Annotated in this window: 9 protein-coding genes; 1 reads left to right on the top strand and 8 read right to left on the bottom strand. The window is 47.8% G+C overall.

From position 1 onward, the window contains the following. Positions 1-13: 13 nt before the first annotated feature. The 8 genes from ACTHMC_RS28000 to ACTHMC_RS27965 form a co-directional block, all read right to left on the bottom strand. Entirely contained in the window at positions 14-871 is an 858-nt protein-coding gene (locus ACTHMC_RS28000) for an FkbM family methyltransferase (RefSeq protein ID WP_440418383.1), read from the bottom strand. A 181-nt stretch (positions 872-1,052) separates the two neighbouring features. After that, positions 1,053-2,081: a S41 family peptidase gene (locus ACTHMC_RS27995; protein WP_440418382.1), complete on the bottom strand. Its 1,029-nt coding sequence runs from the start codon at positions 2,079-2,081 to the stop codon at positions 1,053-1,055. Positions 2,082-2,132: 51 nt separating this feature from the next. Beyond that, the gene (locus tag ACTHMC_RS27990) at positions 2,133-4,646 is read right to left on the bottom strand and encodes a hypothetical protein (RefSeq protein WP_440418381.1); all 2,514 of its coding nucleotides are present in this window, start codon (positions 4,644-4,646) and stop codon (positions 2,133-2,135) included. A gap of 9 nt (positions 4,647-4,655) precedes the next feature. Then, complete coding sequence (locus ACTHMC_RS27985) at positions 4,656-6,875, bottom strand: glycoside hydrolase family 2 protein (RefSeq protein WP_440418380.1); 2,220 nt, start codon at positions 6,873-6,875, stop codon at positions 4,656-4,658. Between the two features lie 159 nt (positions 6,876-7,034). Beyond that, positions 7,035-8,177 (bottom strand): glycoside hydrolase family 53 protein, encoded by a 1,143-nt coding sequence (locus ACTHMC_RS27980; protein WP_440418379.1) that lies wholly within the window; start codon positions 8,175-8,177, stop codon positions 7,035-7,037. Positions 8,178-8,184: 7 nt separating this feature from the next. Further along, the gene (locus ACTHMC_RS27975) at positions 8,185-9,231 is read right to left on the bottom strand and encodes a DUF5111 domain-containing protein (protein WP_440418378.1); all 1,047 of its coding nucleotides are present in this window, start codon (positions 9,229-9,231) and stop codon (positions 8,185-8,187) included. 18 nt (positions 9,232-9,249) lie between these two features. Beyond that, positions 9,250-10,839 carry a RagB/SusD family nutrient uptake outer membrane protein gene (locus tag ACTHMC_RS27970; RefSeq protein ID WP_440418377.1) on the bottom strand — a complete coding sequence of 530 codons (1,590 nt, stop codon included), beginning with the start codon at positions 10,837-10,839 and terminating at the stop codon, positions 9,250-9,252. A 30-nt stretch (positions 10,840-10,869) separates the two neighbouring features. Further along, positions 10,870-13,830 carry a SusC/RagA family TonB-linked outer membrane protein gene (locus ACTHMC_RS27965; protein WP_440418376.1) on the bottom strand — a complete coding sequence of 987 codons (2,961 nt, stop codon included), beginning with the start codon at positions 13,828-13,830 and terminating at the stop codon, positions 10,870-10,872. Between the two features lie 213 nt (positions 13,831-14,043). On the opposite strand from ACTHMC_RS27965, the gene ACTHMC_RS27960 reads away from it, so the two are divergent. After that, the coding region (locus tag ACTHMC_RS27960) for a hybrid sensor histidine kinase/response regulator transcription factor (protein ID WP_440418375.1) at positions 14,044-18,200 on the top strand (4,157 nt) is incomplete at its 3' end.

Genomic DNA, 18,200 nt, shown 5'->3' with positions numbered 1-18,200 from the left:
CCGGCAGCAGTGGTTACATTCTGTAGCAGAAAATATTCAGTTGGATATCGAACCCTGCATCTTTGTTGAACTTCTCCACAAAAGGCTGGTTCAATACCTGTGCTGCTTCCTTGATATAATAAGAGAAACCCGCGGAGCGGATCAGGGCGAGCAATTCTTCCAGTTTGTAATTCTCTTTCACAGAGCCGTGATATTCGAGAAAAAGGTTTTCAACATTGGAGAGCAATGGGGCAATATCTTTCAATACTTCATATTCGGCACCTTCTATATCCAGCTTCAGGAAATCGATCTTACGGTTCTGAATGAAGCTGGATAATTTCACGCAGGGCACTTTAATGGTTTTTGATTCACTGGATCCGCCTTCCACAATTTTACTGCCCCAGTTGCCTTTGTCTTCAAATTCAATGATGCCATCGTGCACCCATACAGCCTTATTCTGATACTCGATATTACCTAATGATCCGGTATTGGATTTCAGCATTTCAAAATTGGAAGGGTCAGGTTCAAAGGCGATTATTTTTGCGCCGGGGTATAAGTTCTTCCAGTAAACGATTGCCATTCCGAAATGAGATCCGCAATCCAGGATCAATGGTTGGTCGCAGGCAGCAACGAAGCGGTATGAATGTTCGGTGAATATTTCACGGTGGATGGTGAGGAATTCGTCGGGGTTCCTGTACCTGAGTTTTGCACCTTTGAAGGAAATGGAATTTGAAGTGGATTCCGACTTCAGCCTGATGAGGATATGACGCCACCTGCTGAGATGGAATGCACCTTTTGAGGCTGTCATTCTTTTTAAGCGGCCGGAAATCCTGTTGAACACTTTATTGAATACTATCCCGTTTGTAACAACTTCTGAAGTATCCGTTTGCATGCCCATTGTGTATGGATGAGGGTTAAAAATCGTAAATAATCTAAAAAACCTGCTCTTACAGGTCAACGATCGAAACTCACGGTATTTTAATAGTAGAATGGAATGCAGGGCTGCACAGGATCATTCAAGTGAACTAAAGATAAATTTTTTATCAGAAAAGAAGACAAATATTTAAAAGGGACTATTTTTTACTGTTCAGCCATTTGATGGCTCTTTGTACAGTGATGTCTTTTTCAATGCTTCCGAAAGCATCATTGCCTTTCACCGGCACGTCAGGTATGACTATTTCAGGTAAAGGCTTTTTGTTTTTATTACCGATCCTGGAGGTGGAAATCAGGAAATACACATCCTTTCCCAATAAGAACCCCTGGGTGGAATTGGCCAGCCCGGCTGAGCTTTCACCAAATAATTTCGTGCAGGGCCTTTGCCTGAATACAGCTGCAGTGATCTCTCCGGAACTGGCCGTGCCTGGCCCAATCAATACTGCTACCGGCGCTGAACTTATGTTTACGTTCTTATTGTTGATTGTACAGGCCTTTGTTCCATCGATGAACAGTTCCCCATTCTGAAATGAAGATTTACCTGAAGCATTTCCATCCTTATCGAGATAATAGCTTACCACCCCATCCTTGAAAAACGGCGCCAGGCCTGCCAGCATCGGAATAACATTTCCTCCACCATTGAGGCGCAGGTCAATGATCCAGCCCGAAGGATTTTGGAGTTGCAGGTCAGCAACTGTTCTGTATAACCAGTTGGCCATACCGTCTATGTCCACCTGCTTTGTAACCCCCATATATGGTACCCGGACATAGGCCATCGCGCCGATCTTTTCGCCGGAAATCCGGGGCCCCTTCAACCAGGCGGCACGGATGGAGTCAGAATACCTGGCATATAGTGATGGATTCTGAATTTTGTATTCATCGGCATAGTGATAATAAACAGCATGCTTATCTCCCAATGCATCGAATGCAATGTGAAGCGGGCCGGAGAGCTGTTCTTTGGTAGCTGGCAATTTGATCTGGCTCAATACAGCTGCTTTCACAGACGGCCAGTTCACCCGCTTCGAATACAGGGAATGTTGTTGGAGGATGGCCAGGCAACTATCTATATGATTGACGAGAGAGTCCGGTATCTGAGCGGCTGCCTGGCTGCTGGCAATGAAAATGCTTAGTGGCACAATACTTTTGAGCATGGTTTTTTCATTTACCATACCAAGGTAGTTTATGAAGACCTCATTGGAAATGAGTATTACTGCTCATTTTTATTCGGCCCAGACCGCTTCGATAGCATACCCCTGAGGACCGGTAACTCCAGGGTTTTCTTCCGGCATATACACTACCTGAATTTTTTCTATGGCTGAAATCTGAAGCGGAGCTGTAGCATTGCTCATGAACCAGAGAGGCAGGAACATCGGGTATGGCCTGGGAACCAGCAAGAACGGGCTCCTGGTAAAAGAGGATACAGGCAGGTCGTAGGTGCTGTCAGTTCCATCCAGGGTAAGGGTATGGCTGTAGGAATGTGCATCTCTGTCTACGAGGATCAGGCGGATGACAGCTTTCTGACCAATTGCTGCCGAGCCTCGCAGTTTAACGGTTGAACAGGCTTTATTGTCCCGCAGCTGTTCCGTAAATGCAGGCATATTACAACTATACTGCCAGCCGATAAATGGAATATCGAAATTGAAGGTATCTGCGCTGACCTGATAGGTTGCTGCATTTTCTCCTTTCGTTACAAAATCATAATGCGTTCTCTTGTTCCAGTCGGGGAATTTCTTGATGCGCCACCATGAGTTGAGTAAAGAATCTTTTTGTATTTGTGCTGCGTTGAACAGCTCATATTTTTGTGCGCGGTTTATTACACGTACTGATTTCAACACTTTGATAACAATACCATTGCTTTTCAGGCTGACGGCCAACTGCATATCACCTTCTTTCACCTGGGCGGCTGGTATGACAACTTCATAGTTGTATGCAGATTGTTTTACAAGAGGCAGCTTGTTGCCATTTACTTCGAGTTGAAGTTCCTCTCCTTCTGGCATTGGCAAGGCTGACACTGTCAGCTTCAAAGGCAGACCCGCTGTGTGTTCCCGGGGTGTTTCAGCAAATATTTTCGTTGCGGGCAACTGCATGGATGCAGGTGCATAAAACTCCTTCATACCAATCGGCATCTTCAGTTTCAATGAAGAGAGGTTTACTTCTTTTGCGGTGAGCAGGTAGGTGCCCGGCCCGGTTACAAAACCACCATCATCGGAATTACTTCCTGAGAACTTGTTTTCCTTATTCAGTTGTATTACCCGGAATTGTTTTCCCAGGTCCGGCAATTGCAATTGCATACGATGCTTTTGCCAGATGATATAGGTGGCTGTATCGTTCAGCGCTGCATCCGTAAACGGATCTTTCATCGTTACTGCATCAGGCATCAGTTCCAGTCTCCATACACCGGGAACCACCTGATCCAGGAAATAAGCACCTGTGCCAGCATAGTTCACCACCGGTGAATTGTCTACTCCTGCTATATGTTTCAGTTTTGCAGGCGATTTTGGCATGGTGCCGGTATTGTTGGAATAATAGAAAGCGGTATCTGTATTCAATTCGCTCAGGTTTTCTTTATAAGAAACCCTGAACTCTTCAAATGTTGTATCAGCAGGAAAACCACCAAAATTTTTATAACGGGGTACGTGATGAAAGACCTTACCTGCTATCAGGAAACTGATGGCTTTAGCCGGAGTGTAACTGAGGTTGAGGTAATGAGTCTGGTACTCCGTATTGGCATAAGCCAGTGGTGTGGGATCCCAGGCAAACTGTGTTGCCCATTGAAACCCTGCCGAGCGGAAACTGCGGGCCATGGCGGGATACATGTAGGTACTCCGTACATCGGCCGCATCGAATTCATACACGATCCTGGCCTTACTGGCAAAGCCCGGTCTGTCTTTATACGTGAATATATATTTGTCTACATACGGCAATGTATTACCCGGCGTGGTATGATTGGCCACCAGTCCGTTTGAATACCATTGGTAAGTCAGTCCATCCACCTTTGCTGCAAGAAACGCATCTTCATTCCTGTAAGCCTGTGAGATATTATAAAAGACGGGTTTCTTCCATTGAATGCTGCGCACAGCATCGGCCATACGATCGATATATTCAGTTGTCTGACGGTCATTCTCTCCGTGGTCAGGTTCATTGTTGATCTCGCAGGCAATAATGGATGGATCATCACGGTACGACAATTTAGTGTAGGGATTTATATGCAGCAGTAATTGTTTGATGTAATTCACCTGGGCGGCAATGGCCGAATCGTTGGTGACCAGTTTCTTTTTATGATAATTGAATTTATCAGAGAAGCCCTTTGTACGCTCGTTCTTATCGGGATACCCATTGCCCCAGTAGGCAATGGGTGTGATGAGTATGCGAATATTCCTTTCTTTCAGTTTTTTGATGAGATAGTCAAAGAGACGAAGATGTTCATTGTTCAGCAGGTTGCCTTCTCCATCGGAGATCTCCGTATCCCATACATGTACCCTGAATGCATCCAGTCCCAGGCGGGCAAAATGATACACATCTGCATCTATCACCTGTTCCGGGTTCAATCCCATGGCTTTTACATGCCGGTAGGCATAGGCAAATGGAAGCGTATAGTTCACCCCGAAAAAAGCCTGTTCTTTCTGATCCGCTTTCCTCCGTAACACACCCTGTTCGTCTACGAATAAGAGATCCTGCTGAGCAAGCAAAGGGAAAGAAAAAGAAAGTAAGATTACTATAAGGGATACGCGCATGATAAGAAATTATGGTTGGGAACGGATAGTAATGGTCTGGGATGTAAGTCCCTTACCTGTTGCTGTGATATTGATATTGCCGGGTTTTGTGGACGACTGCAACAGTACCGTTGCAATGCCTGCTTCGGCCTGCACTGCCGGGTTCCCGATCAGCTGTCCATTACCGGTTACTGAATAGGTAACTGTGGCATTGGAGGCGTAACAGGGATGTCCTTTGCTGTCAACGATTGTGGCATACACAAATACCTTGTCTGCGCCATCAGCCTTCAGATCCCGACCACTGCGGTCCCAGCGAAGCTGAATAGCAGCGGGTTTTCCGGCGGTGGTTACCTTATCCACCGTGACCTCTTTGTTTCCAATATAGCCAATTGCTTTTAATTCACCGGGGATGAATGTATCCAGGGAGAAAATGAAGGGTGGATACTTCAGGTTGCCGGAGATCCGGTCACGGTCCGCTTTTTTCTTTTCCAGCAGTTTGCCGTTCAGGTAAAGTGCCACTTCCTCACAGTTGCTGTATATTTTTATAGCAGAAGGATTGGATAGTTCATTCCACCAGGTGGCGATGCTCACCATCGGTTGTATGCCTGTCCCCGTCTGACTTTTATAGAAGTAGTACGAGAACTTAGGCAGCCTGAACAGGTCCATGATGCCTGAAGATTCGATATCGGGAGAATAACCACGGTTGTAGTCGAACATGAGCCAGTTGGCGTCTCCGAGATGGGGTTGCTGTAAATTGTCGTTATGCGCTTCCTGGTAATTGAGGGCCTGCTGCTGCAATCGTTTTTCACCATCTCCCCTTAATTGCCGGCTGCTGCGCTCGTTGCCCTTCAGACCGGAATAACCGGCCTGGTTGAGGCCGGCATCCTGGGCGTAATATTCCCAGTCTCCATACTCAGCCGTGAACAGCGGCATTTTTCCTGTATACTTTTTCCAGTAATCAGGGAATTTTCCATGCTGACGTGCGGGAAAGAAGATATCATAATACCTGTCTATCCAGCCGCCGGTAATTACCGGGGATGCGGGCGACTCTTCTTTTGCAATGGCCACCATTCGTTCCATGAATGTATCAGGCATGGCCGTTTCGTTGAGTGAAAGCTCCCAGATAGCAACGGATGCATGGTTCCTGTCGCGGCGCATAAGCTCCTGTGCATCTTTGTAGGCATGCGCCATGAACGTATCGTTGCCGATGAACTGCCAGCCCGGGATAGCAGCAATAGTAAGCAATCCCAGTTCATCGCAGGCATCCATGAATGCATCTGCCTGCGGGTAGTGGGATAAACGTACGATATTGAAGCCCGCCTCTTTTATTTTTACGGCATCACGGTACTGTGCGTTATCGGATAAAGCATTGCCAATATAAGGATATTCCTGGTGACGGTTGGTACCTCGAAATAAGACCGGTTTACCATTCACATGGAATTTTCCATCACGTAATTCAAACTGACGGATCCCGATACGGATCTTTTTTTCTTCCTGCAATACAGTTCCCTTTTTCACCTGTACTTTTAACGTGTACAGATTGGGGGTTTCAGGATGCCAGAGCTGCGGAGCTTTCACATTGAGCCTGGCGGTTGTTTGAGATGCCGTTCCTGGAGCCAGTTTCAGGCCTTTGCTGGATGCATTGGCCACAATCCTTCCCTGCTTATCCAGTAACTGCCATTGCAGTTCATATTCAGAAGTCTTATTGCCGGCATTACGGATATGTGTAGCAACCTGAACAGTTGCATTTTTTTCAGAAATATCCGTATACCATACATGCAGTCCGCCACCTGCGGGAATGGCTTCCATTACCGGATCTGTGATAAAAAGATCGTTCTTGATTTCAAGCCATACATTCCTGTAAATGCCACTGTAATAACAGAAGTCCAGTTCTTTCAGCGGCTTACCCGGAGGCACTGCCGGATTATCCTGGTTATCGAGTTTGACCAGCAGTTCATTGTTTCCATCAAATAATAACGATGATGAAATATTGATCGTAAAAGGAAGATAGCCACCGGTATGCGTGAGCAACTCTTTACCATTGAGATAAACGGTAGCAGTCTGCATGGCTCCTTCAAAATGCAGCATCACCTGTTTATTGCGCCATTCCTTTTTTGCGGTGAATGTTTTCCTGTACCAGCTAAGGCCCACCCATTGAGACTTTATCACCAGTGGTTCCAGGTTAGCGGTATGCGGCAGGTTGACGGTTTCCCAGGAACTTCCGGGAATGCCGGCATTTCCCGGATTCATCAACAGCGGGTTTAACCCCTGTTTTTCCGCTTTACTAAACTGCCACTGATCACTGAAAGGGATCTTCTGGGCATAAGCTACCTGTGCCGTCATACAGCACAACATCATAATCCAGCAAAAATATTTCATCAGGTATGTATTACGTAAGTGAGCGCTTGCTTAAAATTTATAGGGTTGATGCATGAACTGCAGACCGGGCAGGGATTTGCCGGTGAAGTCGAAAAAGGCAATCAGTTCCTGTCCCCAGCTTTGCGCATTGCTGATCCAGGCCGGCTCCCACACCATGATGCCCATGCCACCCCCATCGATAATGGTCTGGGTAAGGGCTTTGTGATAGGCAAGCTGTCCATCCGGACTGATTGCAAATCCATTGATAGTAACAGGTTCCTTGTATACCACTCCATCCTGTGATGCTTTTGTCCACTGGTAGTTGGTCTCTACTACAAGCACCTGTTTGTTGAAGGTTGATTTGAGTTGGCCGATCAGGGTCTTCAATGCATCCAGTTTTACTGTGGTCCATTCTTCATAATAAGAGATGCCGATGATATCATAATCGGTCACCCCTGCCCCTTTGATGCCATTGAACCACCATTGCTGGATCTGTGCACTGGCAGGATGCAGGATGATCATTGGTTTGATGGTGCTGGTCTGTGAGAAATCACGAACGGCTTTGATGCCGCTGTTGAGCAGCACTGCCAGGTTGGAGAAATCATTATTATTGATCCTTCCTTCGGGCAACAACATGCCCGGTTGTGTTTCATTGCCTACCTGTACCATTTCCGGTACCAGGTTCAGTGCTTTCAGGTGATTGAGTACGCTGAGGGTGTAATTGTAAATGGAATCTTTCAATACATTGAGTGGCTTTCCTGCCCAGGCTGCGGGCGGGATCTGTGCGCCGGGATCGGCCCAGGTATCTGAATAATGGAAATCCAGGTTCACTGCCATGTTCAGGGTTTTGGCGCGACGGATACTGCGGACCACATCTTCGAGCCCGCAATATCCCTCAGCGTTGTAACCGCCCGGAGCGGCAGGATTATGAAAGAGCCTTAACCTTACAGCGTTGCAACCATACTGTTTGAACAGCAGGTACGGATCTTTGGCGCGGCCCGAATCTTCATACCGTCCGCCATTGGCCTGTACCATATTCACCGCACTCAGGTCCGCTCCCACAACCAGCTTCTTCCAATCATAAAAAACTTTCTCATGTGCCGTGGTATCAGGAGCCGGATCCTTATCATTTTTATTGCAGGCAGCGGTCAACAGGATCAACCCTGCCGGCAAAAATCGAAACAGGTACTTCATAAATTATTTACTGTATGGTGATCGTGTATTTTTCAGGATTGCTGAGGTTCATTGTAACGGTATGCGTACCTGCACTGGGGTATACTTTTTCTCCGGCACCGATCTTTCCGTCACCGTCCTCATCGCCATAAACAATCACCCAATCGCTGTTGGCAATGATCTGGAAACTGTTGCCCCACTGACCGGGTTGAAAATTGGCGGTGGCTGTCCACACCTTATTGATTGCATCATAGGTCATGGGAGTGGCTGTTGTGCTCCAGTCGTTGAAATCACCGGAGATATGGAATGAGTTGATCTTCGTTTTGCTCCAGGTCAAATCGTTGGTATTTGCTTTCAGCAGAAAGTATCCGCCTTCATCGAACCAGATATTCCACTGAGCGGCACCCGGATCAAGTTTATACAATTCGTTAGGGACAGAACCATACACCACGCCAGAGCCATTGGATTGCTCGGCCAGTTTGAAATTGTTCCACTGCGCAGCGTTTACATACCCTTCGTATTTACCATCACTGGTGGGTGAGCAAAGTTTGGTAGTGTAGTTATTCCAGCCGCCACTCAGATCGCCGGGCATGTACAGGAAGGATACCAGGTTGAAAGTGGTTACTTTCAGTGCTACCGTTGGCGTGTACAGAGGTTCAAGATTGGCCCCCACTAATGTTTTCAGACGAATATAAATAGTCTTTGTTTCTTCCGGGGCCATGCCCATGCTCAGTACCAGCATATTCAGGGATGTACCGGTAAAGAGTTTCTGAACGCCTGTTTCCACCGATTCTTTCGGGTGCGTGAAGTTGCTGACGGTATCAAACTGTAATGTATTGGTGAGCGCAGTATTGGCAAGTCCGTATTTGGAGAGGCGGATACTGTCCTTGCTCCAGGAAAGCGAGTACACATTGGTGCCAGCAGTGGCATTGGTCAGCACCAGTTCGGTTGCTGAAGCCACCAGCTCATTCCCGGAAATATATTCCAGTGTTACAGTATCGCCATCCTTTTTACAGGCTGTCATTACCAGCATTGGCAACAACAGTGCGATGATATATCTTTTACAATTTCTCATTGTTCAGTGTTTGATTGATCAATAATCCTTGTTCTGTTCCAGGTTTGGATTGGCGGCACGGTCGGCAGCCGGAATAGGAAATACATTGTAACGTGGATTCACCGTAGTACCAGCTTTCACGCCTCCTTTCCATTGCCATAAATAAGTATTGCCGGTGAACCGTCCGAAACGGATCAGGTCGGTGCGACGTGTACATTCCCAGAAAAGTTCGCGGCCTCTTTCCGCCAGGATGAAATTGAGGTTGAGGTCGCCCTGGGAGATATTGCCTGCATTGCTGCCTGCATATGCCCGGGTGCGGATCTGGTTTACATATCCGAGTGCTTCTGTTGCTGTTCCTCCGGTGCCGCCACGTAATACAGCCTCTGCATACATGAGGTATACATCGGCAAGGCGCAGCATGGGAAAGTCGGTATCCACCAGCCCTTCAGCATAATTGGAACCATTGCCACCGGCATCGGTCTTGTTGGTGAATTTGGTGAGGCCATATCCATCAGTTTGTAAGGTAACATCATTGATGTCGAGGGATTGTCCATCGGTATGAAAACGCGCTCTCCTGTCGGTGGTACCGGTAACGTCAGTGAAGAGGCTGACAAACTGAGGCGTGGTACGGATACTGCTCCAGCCTGATTGCACGCCACGTTCGGTAGCGTTCATGGAACCTACGATCGGCCCGCAGACCAGGTAGGTAGTGCCTCCCCAGCTGGTAGTGTTCATTCCATCCTGCTGAATGGCAAAGATGATCTCGTTGGTGCGTTTGTCGTTATCGGCATTGAACAGTTTGCTGTATGTATCTTCTAAAGTATATCCCTGTGCGATCACTTCATTGGCGGCAGCCACACATTCGGAATATTTGCCGGTGCCTGTGTACACTTCTGCATTCAGGTACAGTTTGGCAAGCAGTGCAAAAGCAGCGCCTTTGCTGGCTCTTCCTGCTTCTGCTTGTGTACGGGATGGAAGGGCTGCTGCCACTTCTTTCAGCTCAGACTCCACATAACTGAAAAGATCAGGTCGCTTGATCTGTCTGGGGAAGAAAGCGCCCACCGGATCAGTTTCAGTAACAAAGGGAGGAATACCAAAAAGGTCCAGTGCATGTGACCAGGCCACCGCCCTGATGAAACGTACATCATTTCGTTGCGCCTGTATTTCGGCAACTTCAGCAGGTGTGAACTTACTGATCTTCTCATCGGTTGCATTACGCAGGAACTCATTGCAAAGCCCTACTGTATACAGTATCCTGTAATACATGGCAGCCGACCATTCATCTGTAGTGTTCCAGGTGATGAATTGCAAAGGATTCAGGGCATCACCTCCACCCCAGGTGTACACTGCCTCATCGGTAGGCAGTTCCTGCAGGTTGAAATAGATGCGCAGGTAGGCATTGGCTGCCCTGCCGGAGAGATCGGCATTGCCATCTCCCTTCTCCTGCCCGCCTACGGCCAGTGAGGCATATACTTTTGCCATCACTCTTTTATAATTCTCTGCCTTTGCGTAAACGGAAGCGGAGGTCTCCTGTACATAAGGTTGCTGGTCCAGGTCTTTTACACAGCTGCTCATCAGCAGCATCATTGCCAGTGCAAACCCTGTATATAATTGATTGATCTTTTTCATTGCATGCAATTTTTGGGTTCTTCTTCTCAATTAAAACGTGAGGTTGAGGTTAAGAGAAAAAGTCCTTGGACGCGGATAGAAACTATTGTCGAATCCATTGGAGATCTCGGGATCCACACCATCGTATTTTGTGATGGTGAATACATTCTGCACCAGCGCTCCTACGCGGAGGTTAGCTGTTTTCTTCCAGATATTCCCGAAATTATAACCGATGGAAATATTATCCATTTTCAGGAAGGACGCATTCTGCACAAAGTAATCGGAGAAGAACTGGCGGGCAGTAAATCCTGTATTCATATAATCGGCTGACAAATTGATCAGCTCATAAGGATTGTACTGCAAGGTTTCCCAGCTACCCTGGTTTGCCTGTACATTATTGTACACGTAGTTGCCGAAACTGGCGCGCAATACCGTGCTGGCGGTCCATTTACCGTAGTTGACCTGTGTATTGAATCCCAGCAGGAATTTCGGCATGGGAGAATGATAGCGGTAGAAATCCTTATCGTTGATCACACCATCGCCGTTGATATCTGCATACATGCCTTCAATGGGTTTGCCTTTGGCGTCATACACTTGTTTGTACATATAGAACATGTATGGAGCATAACCCGGACTGAAGATCTGCAAGCCCCTGCTGCCGACTTCCGGTCCGGTGAAAGAGCCGGGAGAACTGGTGTCAGGCACCAGCGTGAGATTGGTGATCTTAACATCCTGCCAGGTAGCATTGGCGCCAACGGTCCAGGTAAGTTTATTGGTGCTGATCAGCGTGGTGTTCAGCGAGAGCTCCAGGCCTTTGCTGGTGATATTTCCTACGTTGGTAGTGATATTGTTGGTGAGGTTGGAACCGGCAGGCACTGACACATTAGCCAGCAGGTCTTCAGTTTCCCGGTAATAATAATCCAGGGTACCGGTCACTTTGTTATCAAACAGACCGAAGTCCAGGCCTGCATTCCAGGCTGTAGTGGATTCCCATTTCAGGTCTGACACATAAGCCTGCGGCCTGTAGGTGAGATAATAACTGTTGCCGAAACGGTAGCGGGCAAACTCATTACCGGTGGTATAATTCGGTAAATAACTATAGTTACCGATCCCTTCCTGCTGTCCGGTAACGCCGTAGCCTACCCGGAGTTTCAGATCGCTGATCAGGTTGCTGTTGATCAGGAAATTCTCTTCTTTGATCTTCCAGGCCAGGGCGAGTGAGGGGAATACTCCCCAACGGTTATCCTTGTTGAAGCGCGAAGTACCATCGCGACGGATAGTGGCCGTGAGCAGGTATTTGTTGTTGAACGTATAGTTCAGGCGGCTGTAATAAGAAAGCAGCACGTGGCGCTGAGAATCCGCAGGAGACACTGATTGTATATCTCCCTTTACATTGTAATCCGTGAACACAGGGTTGGTGGCTAACCAGTTCTGGTAATCATAACCGGCTGTGAGGTCTACCCTGCTCTTCAGACCGGGCAGGTTCTTCGTGTAATTAAGGTAGGCCGTGAACAGCTTGTTCGATTTTTTCTGTGAGTATACATTCTGAATACCACCGCGTACAAATTGTGCGGCAGTGTATTCAGGTACGAAGTTGGAGCCTTCACCTTCCGCGATATCATAACCTACGATAGCATGAGCGCGCAGTTCAGGCAGGAAATGGAATTTGTAATCCACTTCAGCTGTAGCAATGCCACGGCGGACAGTGCTCTTGTGCGACTCCTGTTCCAGCAGTCCAACCGGGTTGCGCAATGCGCGCACTACTGGCACTCCGGTATTGTCGATACTCTCATAATAACCACCGAATCCTTCCTTTCCGGAATAGACCGGAAGCGTGGGATTGAATGCAGTGGCGGACCATACCGCATCCTGGTTGGCAAAACTGTTTTTATTGACGGAACCTTTGAGGTTGATATCGATCTTAAGATGACGGTCGAAGAAACTCGGGCTCAGTACCAGGCTGCCTGATACTCTTTTGAGGTTATCTGTTTTGAGGAGACCGTCCTGGTTCAGGTATCCGACAGAAGCGCGGAATGGAAGTTTCTTTGCGATGGAACCGGAAACACTGAGGTTATTGTCGTTACCGATGGCATTTTCAAAAACCTGGTCCGTCCATTTGGTGGATGTATTTCCCAGCAATGCTTTCTGCGCATCCGATCCTTTAGTATTGATCAGGTTGCGGAACTGTTCGGTAGACAGCATATCCGGCGTGCGGGTAACGGTCTGCAGGGAGATGAGTGAATTGAAAGTCACTTTCAGCGGACCGCCCGACCCTTTTTTTGTAGTGATGATCATCACCCCGTTGGAGGCACGGGAACCGTAGATGGCTGTGGCCGATGCATCTTTCAGGATATTGATGGATTCAATATCATTGGGGTTCAGCAGGGCCAGGAAATTATTTCCGTTTCCGCTGATGCCGCCGATCTCCAATGGCACACCATCCACCACGATCAGCGGATCATTGCTGGCGCTGAGGGACGCACCGCCACGGATGCGTACGGTATTCCCTGAACTGGGTGACCCGTTATTGCTCATGATCTGTACGCCGACAGCCTTTCCGTTGATCAGCTGTTCGGGTGACCCCATGATGCCGGGATTGAAATCTTTTTCAGTGATACTGGTAACGGCGCCTGTGAGATCTTTCTTACGGGTGGCGCCATAACCGATCACTACCACTTCGTTCAGGTTGTTATTGGCTTGCTGTTGCATCACCAGGCTCACATTAGTGGCCGTGGGTGTAACAACGATGCGGCCGGGAGCATACCCTACATAGCTGACTTCCAAAATCACCTGTGTAGCGGGGACATTGATACTGAAACGGCCGTTGTCATCTGTGCGGGTGGTTGTTCCGGTTTCTTTCACCTTGATGGTGGCGCCGCTGAGCGGGAGGCTGTCGGACGAACTGATGGTTCCGGTAACTGTGCGGTTAGTTGGTTGGGAGAATCCGGCATTGCCCAGGAACAGGATGCATAAGGCAATGACAAGATGTCGCAATCGTTCTCTTTTTTTCATTAGTTGCATTTTAAGATACTATCCGGGAATGGCAAAAAAAGGATCCCGGAATGCTCTGCAAATTGTATTGAACAAGGCAAGCTGAGCAGGAACAATATTAGCGCATGAAGGGGATCAACGGGTAGTTCCTCCGTTCATAATTTTGGTTCAATTCATCTTTTTGTTGAACACCAGCGCTATTTCCCGGGAGTTTAACCTATTTTGGTCCTGATTATGTTTTTGGATTGCCGACTCAATTGCCAACTGCTGTACCGCTCCCTCCTGCTGGCGGCCACCCTGCTTTTCCATCCCCTGGGCTATACTGACGTTTTTGCACAACAGCCCGGTATCAGTTTCAAGCATATTCAAAATGAACAGGGACTCAGCAACAGCACTATTGAATGTATTTTTCAGGATAGCCGTGGTTTCCTCTGGTTCGGAACCCGCGATGGCCTCAACCGGTATGATGGTTACCAGCTCACCGTTTACCGGTATGATCCCAAAAATCCCGGCAGCATCAGTGATAATTATATAAAGAGTATCGGGGAAGACAGTAATAAAGTTTTATGGGTGGGTACCAGTAATGGCCTCAACCGTTTTGATGAACACTCGCAGCAGTTCACCCGCTTCAAGCATGATCCGTCCAAACCCCGGAGCCTGCCGAACAACCAGGTGAATACTTTATTTAAGGACAGAACAGGAAAACTCTGGGCAGGCACAGCCGCCGGCGGTCTGACCTTTATCCGTAGCAATGGTTCCGGCTTCGATCGTTTTCCCATTGAACAGTTCTCACCCGGTGAAGCCGTACAGGTAATATATGAAGACACCAAACGTAATACCTGGATCGGTACGGGCAGGCGCCTCTACCAATACAATCCGTTACAGGATGTGTTCCAGATTTACCCGCTTGCGGGTGGAGATGAGTTGTTCAGCATCCGGGCCATTCATGAAGACCAACAGGGAAATATCTGGGTAGGTACTGAAGATGATGGACTGTTTGTGATCAACCTGGTGCGTAAGCAGACCACCCGGTACCGTCATACCGAGACCGATCCCTCCAGTCTATGCAGTAACCAGGTGAGGTGCATCGTGTCCGATAAACAGGGTAATGTCTGGATCGGAAGTATCAACGGCGGCTTGCAACTCTTCAATCCGCCAGCCAATAATTTCTGGCGATATCAATATGAAGAAGGCGATCCCGCCAGTCTTTCCCAACGTACTGTGTCGGCATTGCTCGAAGACAGCCAGGGTAACCTCTGGATCGGCACGCACCGGGGTGGCATCAACCTCTATACACCCGGTACCGAAAAATTCAGATTATACCGGCAGACGCTTTCCAGTAACAGTCTTAGTTATAATGATGTAAAAGCTTTTTGTGAGGACAGCCAGGGTGATCTCTGGATAGGAACCGATGGTGGCGGCCTCAATAAATTCGACAGGACCCGCAACCAGTTCACACATTATAAATACAATCCTTATGATGCGGGCAGTATCGGCTCCAATGAAGTATTGCATGTGATGGAAGACAGTGAGGGCAATTTATGGGCAGGTACCTGGGGCGGTGGGCTGAACCTGTTCAACAGGGCTACCGGGCGATTTACACGTTTCACCCATAACCCGAATGATCCGGGATCCATCAGCTCTAATTATATTCAGCAGATCTATGAAGACCGGGCGCATCAGCTATGGGTTGCTACTTACTATGGCGGCCTGCATTTGTTTGACCGTAAGACGCGGAAATTCACCCGCGTGATCCAGGACCCGCAATCACAAACCCGCCTCAATGGCAATAATATTGTTTCGCTGCGCGAAGATGCTGCAGGTAATCTCTGGATCGGTAGCGATGATGGTGGGCTGAATTGTTATGATCCGGTGCTGAAACGTTTTACGCATTACTTCAACAATATCGATAAGCTGCCTGATCTTCGGGTGATCTTCACCGATAGTAAGAAACGGTTATGGATCGGGCAGGTAGGACTTTACCTGTTTGATGCTGAAAAGAAGAATTTTTCTCTTTTTACCGATAAAGCCGGTCTCAGTACAGAATTTATCAAAGGCATCACGGAAGACAGGAACGGTAATTTCTGGATCGCTACTTCCAATGGCATTACCCGTTTCAATCCGGATAACGGACAGTTCAAGAAATACAATACCGGGGATGGATTACAGGGACTGGAATTTGAGGCGAATGCCTATCTGCAAACCCGGTCAGGAGAAATGTTCTTTGGTGGTATCAATGGTTTCAACAGCTTCTTCCCGGCGCAGATACGGGCCAATGATTTTCTGCCACCGGTTTATCTGACCGAATTGCAGGTATTCAATCAAACGATCCTGCCGTCGGAAAAAGGACCTTTGCAGGCAGCTATCAGCGTGGCAAAAAGCATCACGCTCAATTACGATCAAACAGCCTTCAGCATCAGCTTTGCTGCGCTGAATTACACGGCCACTGAGAATAACCAGTATGCTTATAAACTGGATGGCTGGGATAAAGACTGGAACTATGTAGGGCATGAGCGCAAAGCAACCTACACCAACCTGGATCCGGGCAGTTATACCTTCCATGTGAAAGCTGCCAATAATGATGGTGTGTGGAATGAACAGGGAACGAGCGTAGAGATCATCATCCATCCCCCATTCTGGAATACCTGGTGGTTTAAACTGTTGCTGGTTGCAGTGCTGTTCTACGGTGTGATCTCCTGGTACCGTTTCCGGCAAAGACAACAATTACATAAACTGGAAGAACAGAAAAAAGAAGAATTACATCGCCTGCAATTACAACTGTTTACCAATATCAGTCACGAGTTCCGCACACCGCTTTCATTGATCTTCGGTTCACTGGAACAGTTACAGAAGGAATCTCCGAGGTCTGCTTCCAGTCATCATTACAAGATCATTTTCCGGAATATCAGCCGTCTTACCGGACTCATTAATGAACTGATGGACTTCCGCAAAGTGGAATCCGGCGCATTGGAACTGAAAGTAATGCCGGGCAATATCGGTCTCTTTCTCAGGGAACTGTCTGACGAGTTCAGTGAGCTTGCCATTCAGAAAAATATAAACTTCAACGTGCAGATCCCGGAAGGGTTGCCCGTTGCGTGGTTCGACAGGCAGGTGCTGGAAAAGATAGTGCTCAACCTGGTGAGCAATTCATTCAAATACACGAGTGATGGCGGGCAGATCACGTTGGAGGTGCTGACCGGTCTCGATCATTTCAAACCATCGTTCGGAAATGAATTATTGCTGCCCGGAGAACACAAACCGCATACAAGTCTGTACATCCGGGTAGCCGACAATGGCATAGGTATCTCAAAAGAGAGCATCCGCCATTTGTTTGAGCGATATTACAAGATCAGTGAATCGCACCTGGGATCAGGTATAGGACTGGCTTTTGTAAAAAGCCTTACAACCCTGCATAAGGGCGGCATCAAGGTTTACAGTGAACGAAGCGAAGGAACAGAGATCATTATTGAACTGCCCGTTGATCAGGCAGATTATGCAGCAGCAGAACAATGGGAACAGAATCATGAAGAAGCCGGGGTAAGACTGGAAAGTATCCATTACAAATACGAACAACAATTGCCGGCGGTGGAGCGGGATGCAGCAACGTTGGAGCTCTCAGCCATTCAACCTGCTGCTGTTACAAATGAACAGCCCCTTCCCCTTCCTATTGCCGGTAACAATGGACAGAAGCCAATCATCTTGCTGGTAGAGGACAGCGATGAATTGAGGAATTTCTTAAGAGACAGTCTGCAATATCAATACATCATTGCAGAAGCAGCTAACGGTCAGGAAGCATTGGATTATTTACAGGATAGTTTTCCGGATCTCATTATCAGTGATGTGATGATGCCGGTGATGGATGGCATTCAGTTTTGCCGTGCTGTAAAGGATAATATCGAAACCAGTCATATTCCCTTCCTCATTCTTTCTTCCCGCGACAGCCTGGATGCGCAATTGGAAGGTGTAGGCTCCGGTGCTGATTTTTATTTTGCCAAACCTATCAGTGTTGATCTGTTACAACTCACTATCCGGAATATCCTGGATCAGCGCCAGAAGCTCCGGGAGCGTTATGCGCAGGACCAGTTTGCAGAAGCCCGGGATATGGTGCATTCTGCAAAGGATAAAAACTTTATGGACCAGCTGCTTGAAATTATTATGGAGCAGCTTACTAATCCGGATATGGATGTGGATTATATCTGCCAGCAGGCTGGCATGAGCCGCACAAAACTGTACCAGAAGATCAAAAGCATCACCGGGCAATCCATCGGTGAGTTTGTACGGTCTGTCAGGCTCAGGCATGCGGTAAAGATCATGACGGAGGAGGACGTACCGTTGACGGAAGTAACGTACAGGGTTGGTATTCAAACCCAGAGTTATTTTACCAAAGCATT

It is taken from the genome of Pseudobacter sp., assembly GCF_051955275.1.
In the GTDB taxonomy this organism is placed as follows: Bacteria; Bacteroidota; Bacteroidia; order Chitinophagales; family Chitinophagaceae; genus Pseudobacter.
This window is presented reverse-complemented; position numbering and strand designations above follow the sequence as displayed.

Coding starts and splice junctions, on each gene's coding strand:
- ACTHMC_RS28000 (WP_440418383.1), bottom strand. CDS start 871: ATGCAAACGGATACTTCAGAAGTTGTTACAAACGGGATAGTATTCAAT.
- ACTHMC_RS27995 (WP_440418382.1), bottom strand. CDS start 2,081: ATGGTAAATGAAAAAACCATGCTCAAAAGTATTGTGCCACTAAGCATT.
- ACTHMC_RS27990 (WP_440418381.1), bottom strand. CDS start 4,646: ATGCGCGTATCCCTTATAGTAATCTTACTTTCTTTTTCTTTCCCTTTG.
- ACTHMC_RS27985 (WP_440418380.1), bottom strand. CDS start 6,875: ATGAATCCGGGAAATGCCGGCATTCCCGGAAGTTCCTGGGAAACCGTC.
- ACTHMC_RS27980 (WP_440418379.1), bottom strand. CDS start 8,177: ATGAAGTACCTGTTTCGATTTTTGCCGGCAGGGTTGATCCTGTTGACC.
- ACTHMC_RS27975 (WP_440418378.1), bottom strand. CDS start 9,231: ATGAGAAATTGTAAAAGATATATCATCGCACTGTTGTTGCCAATGCTG.
- ACTHMC_RS27970 (WP_440418377.1), bottom strand. CDS start 10,839: ATGAAAAAGATCAATCAATTATATACAGGGTTTGCACTGGCAATGATG.
- ACTHMC_RS27965 (WP_440418376.1), bottom strand. CDS start 13,830: ATGAAAAAAAGAGAACGATTGCGACATCTTGTCATTGCCTTATGCATC.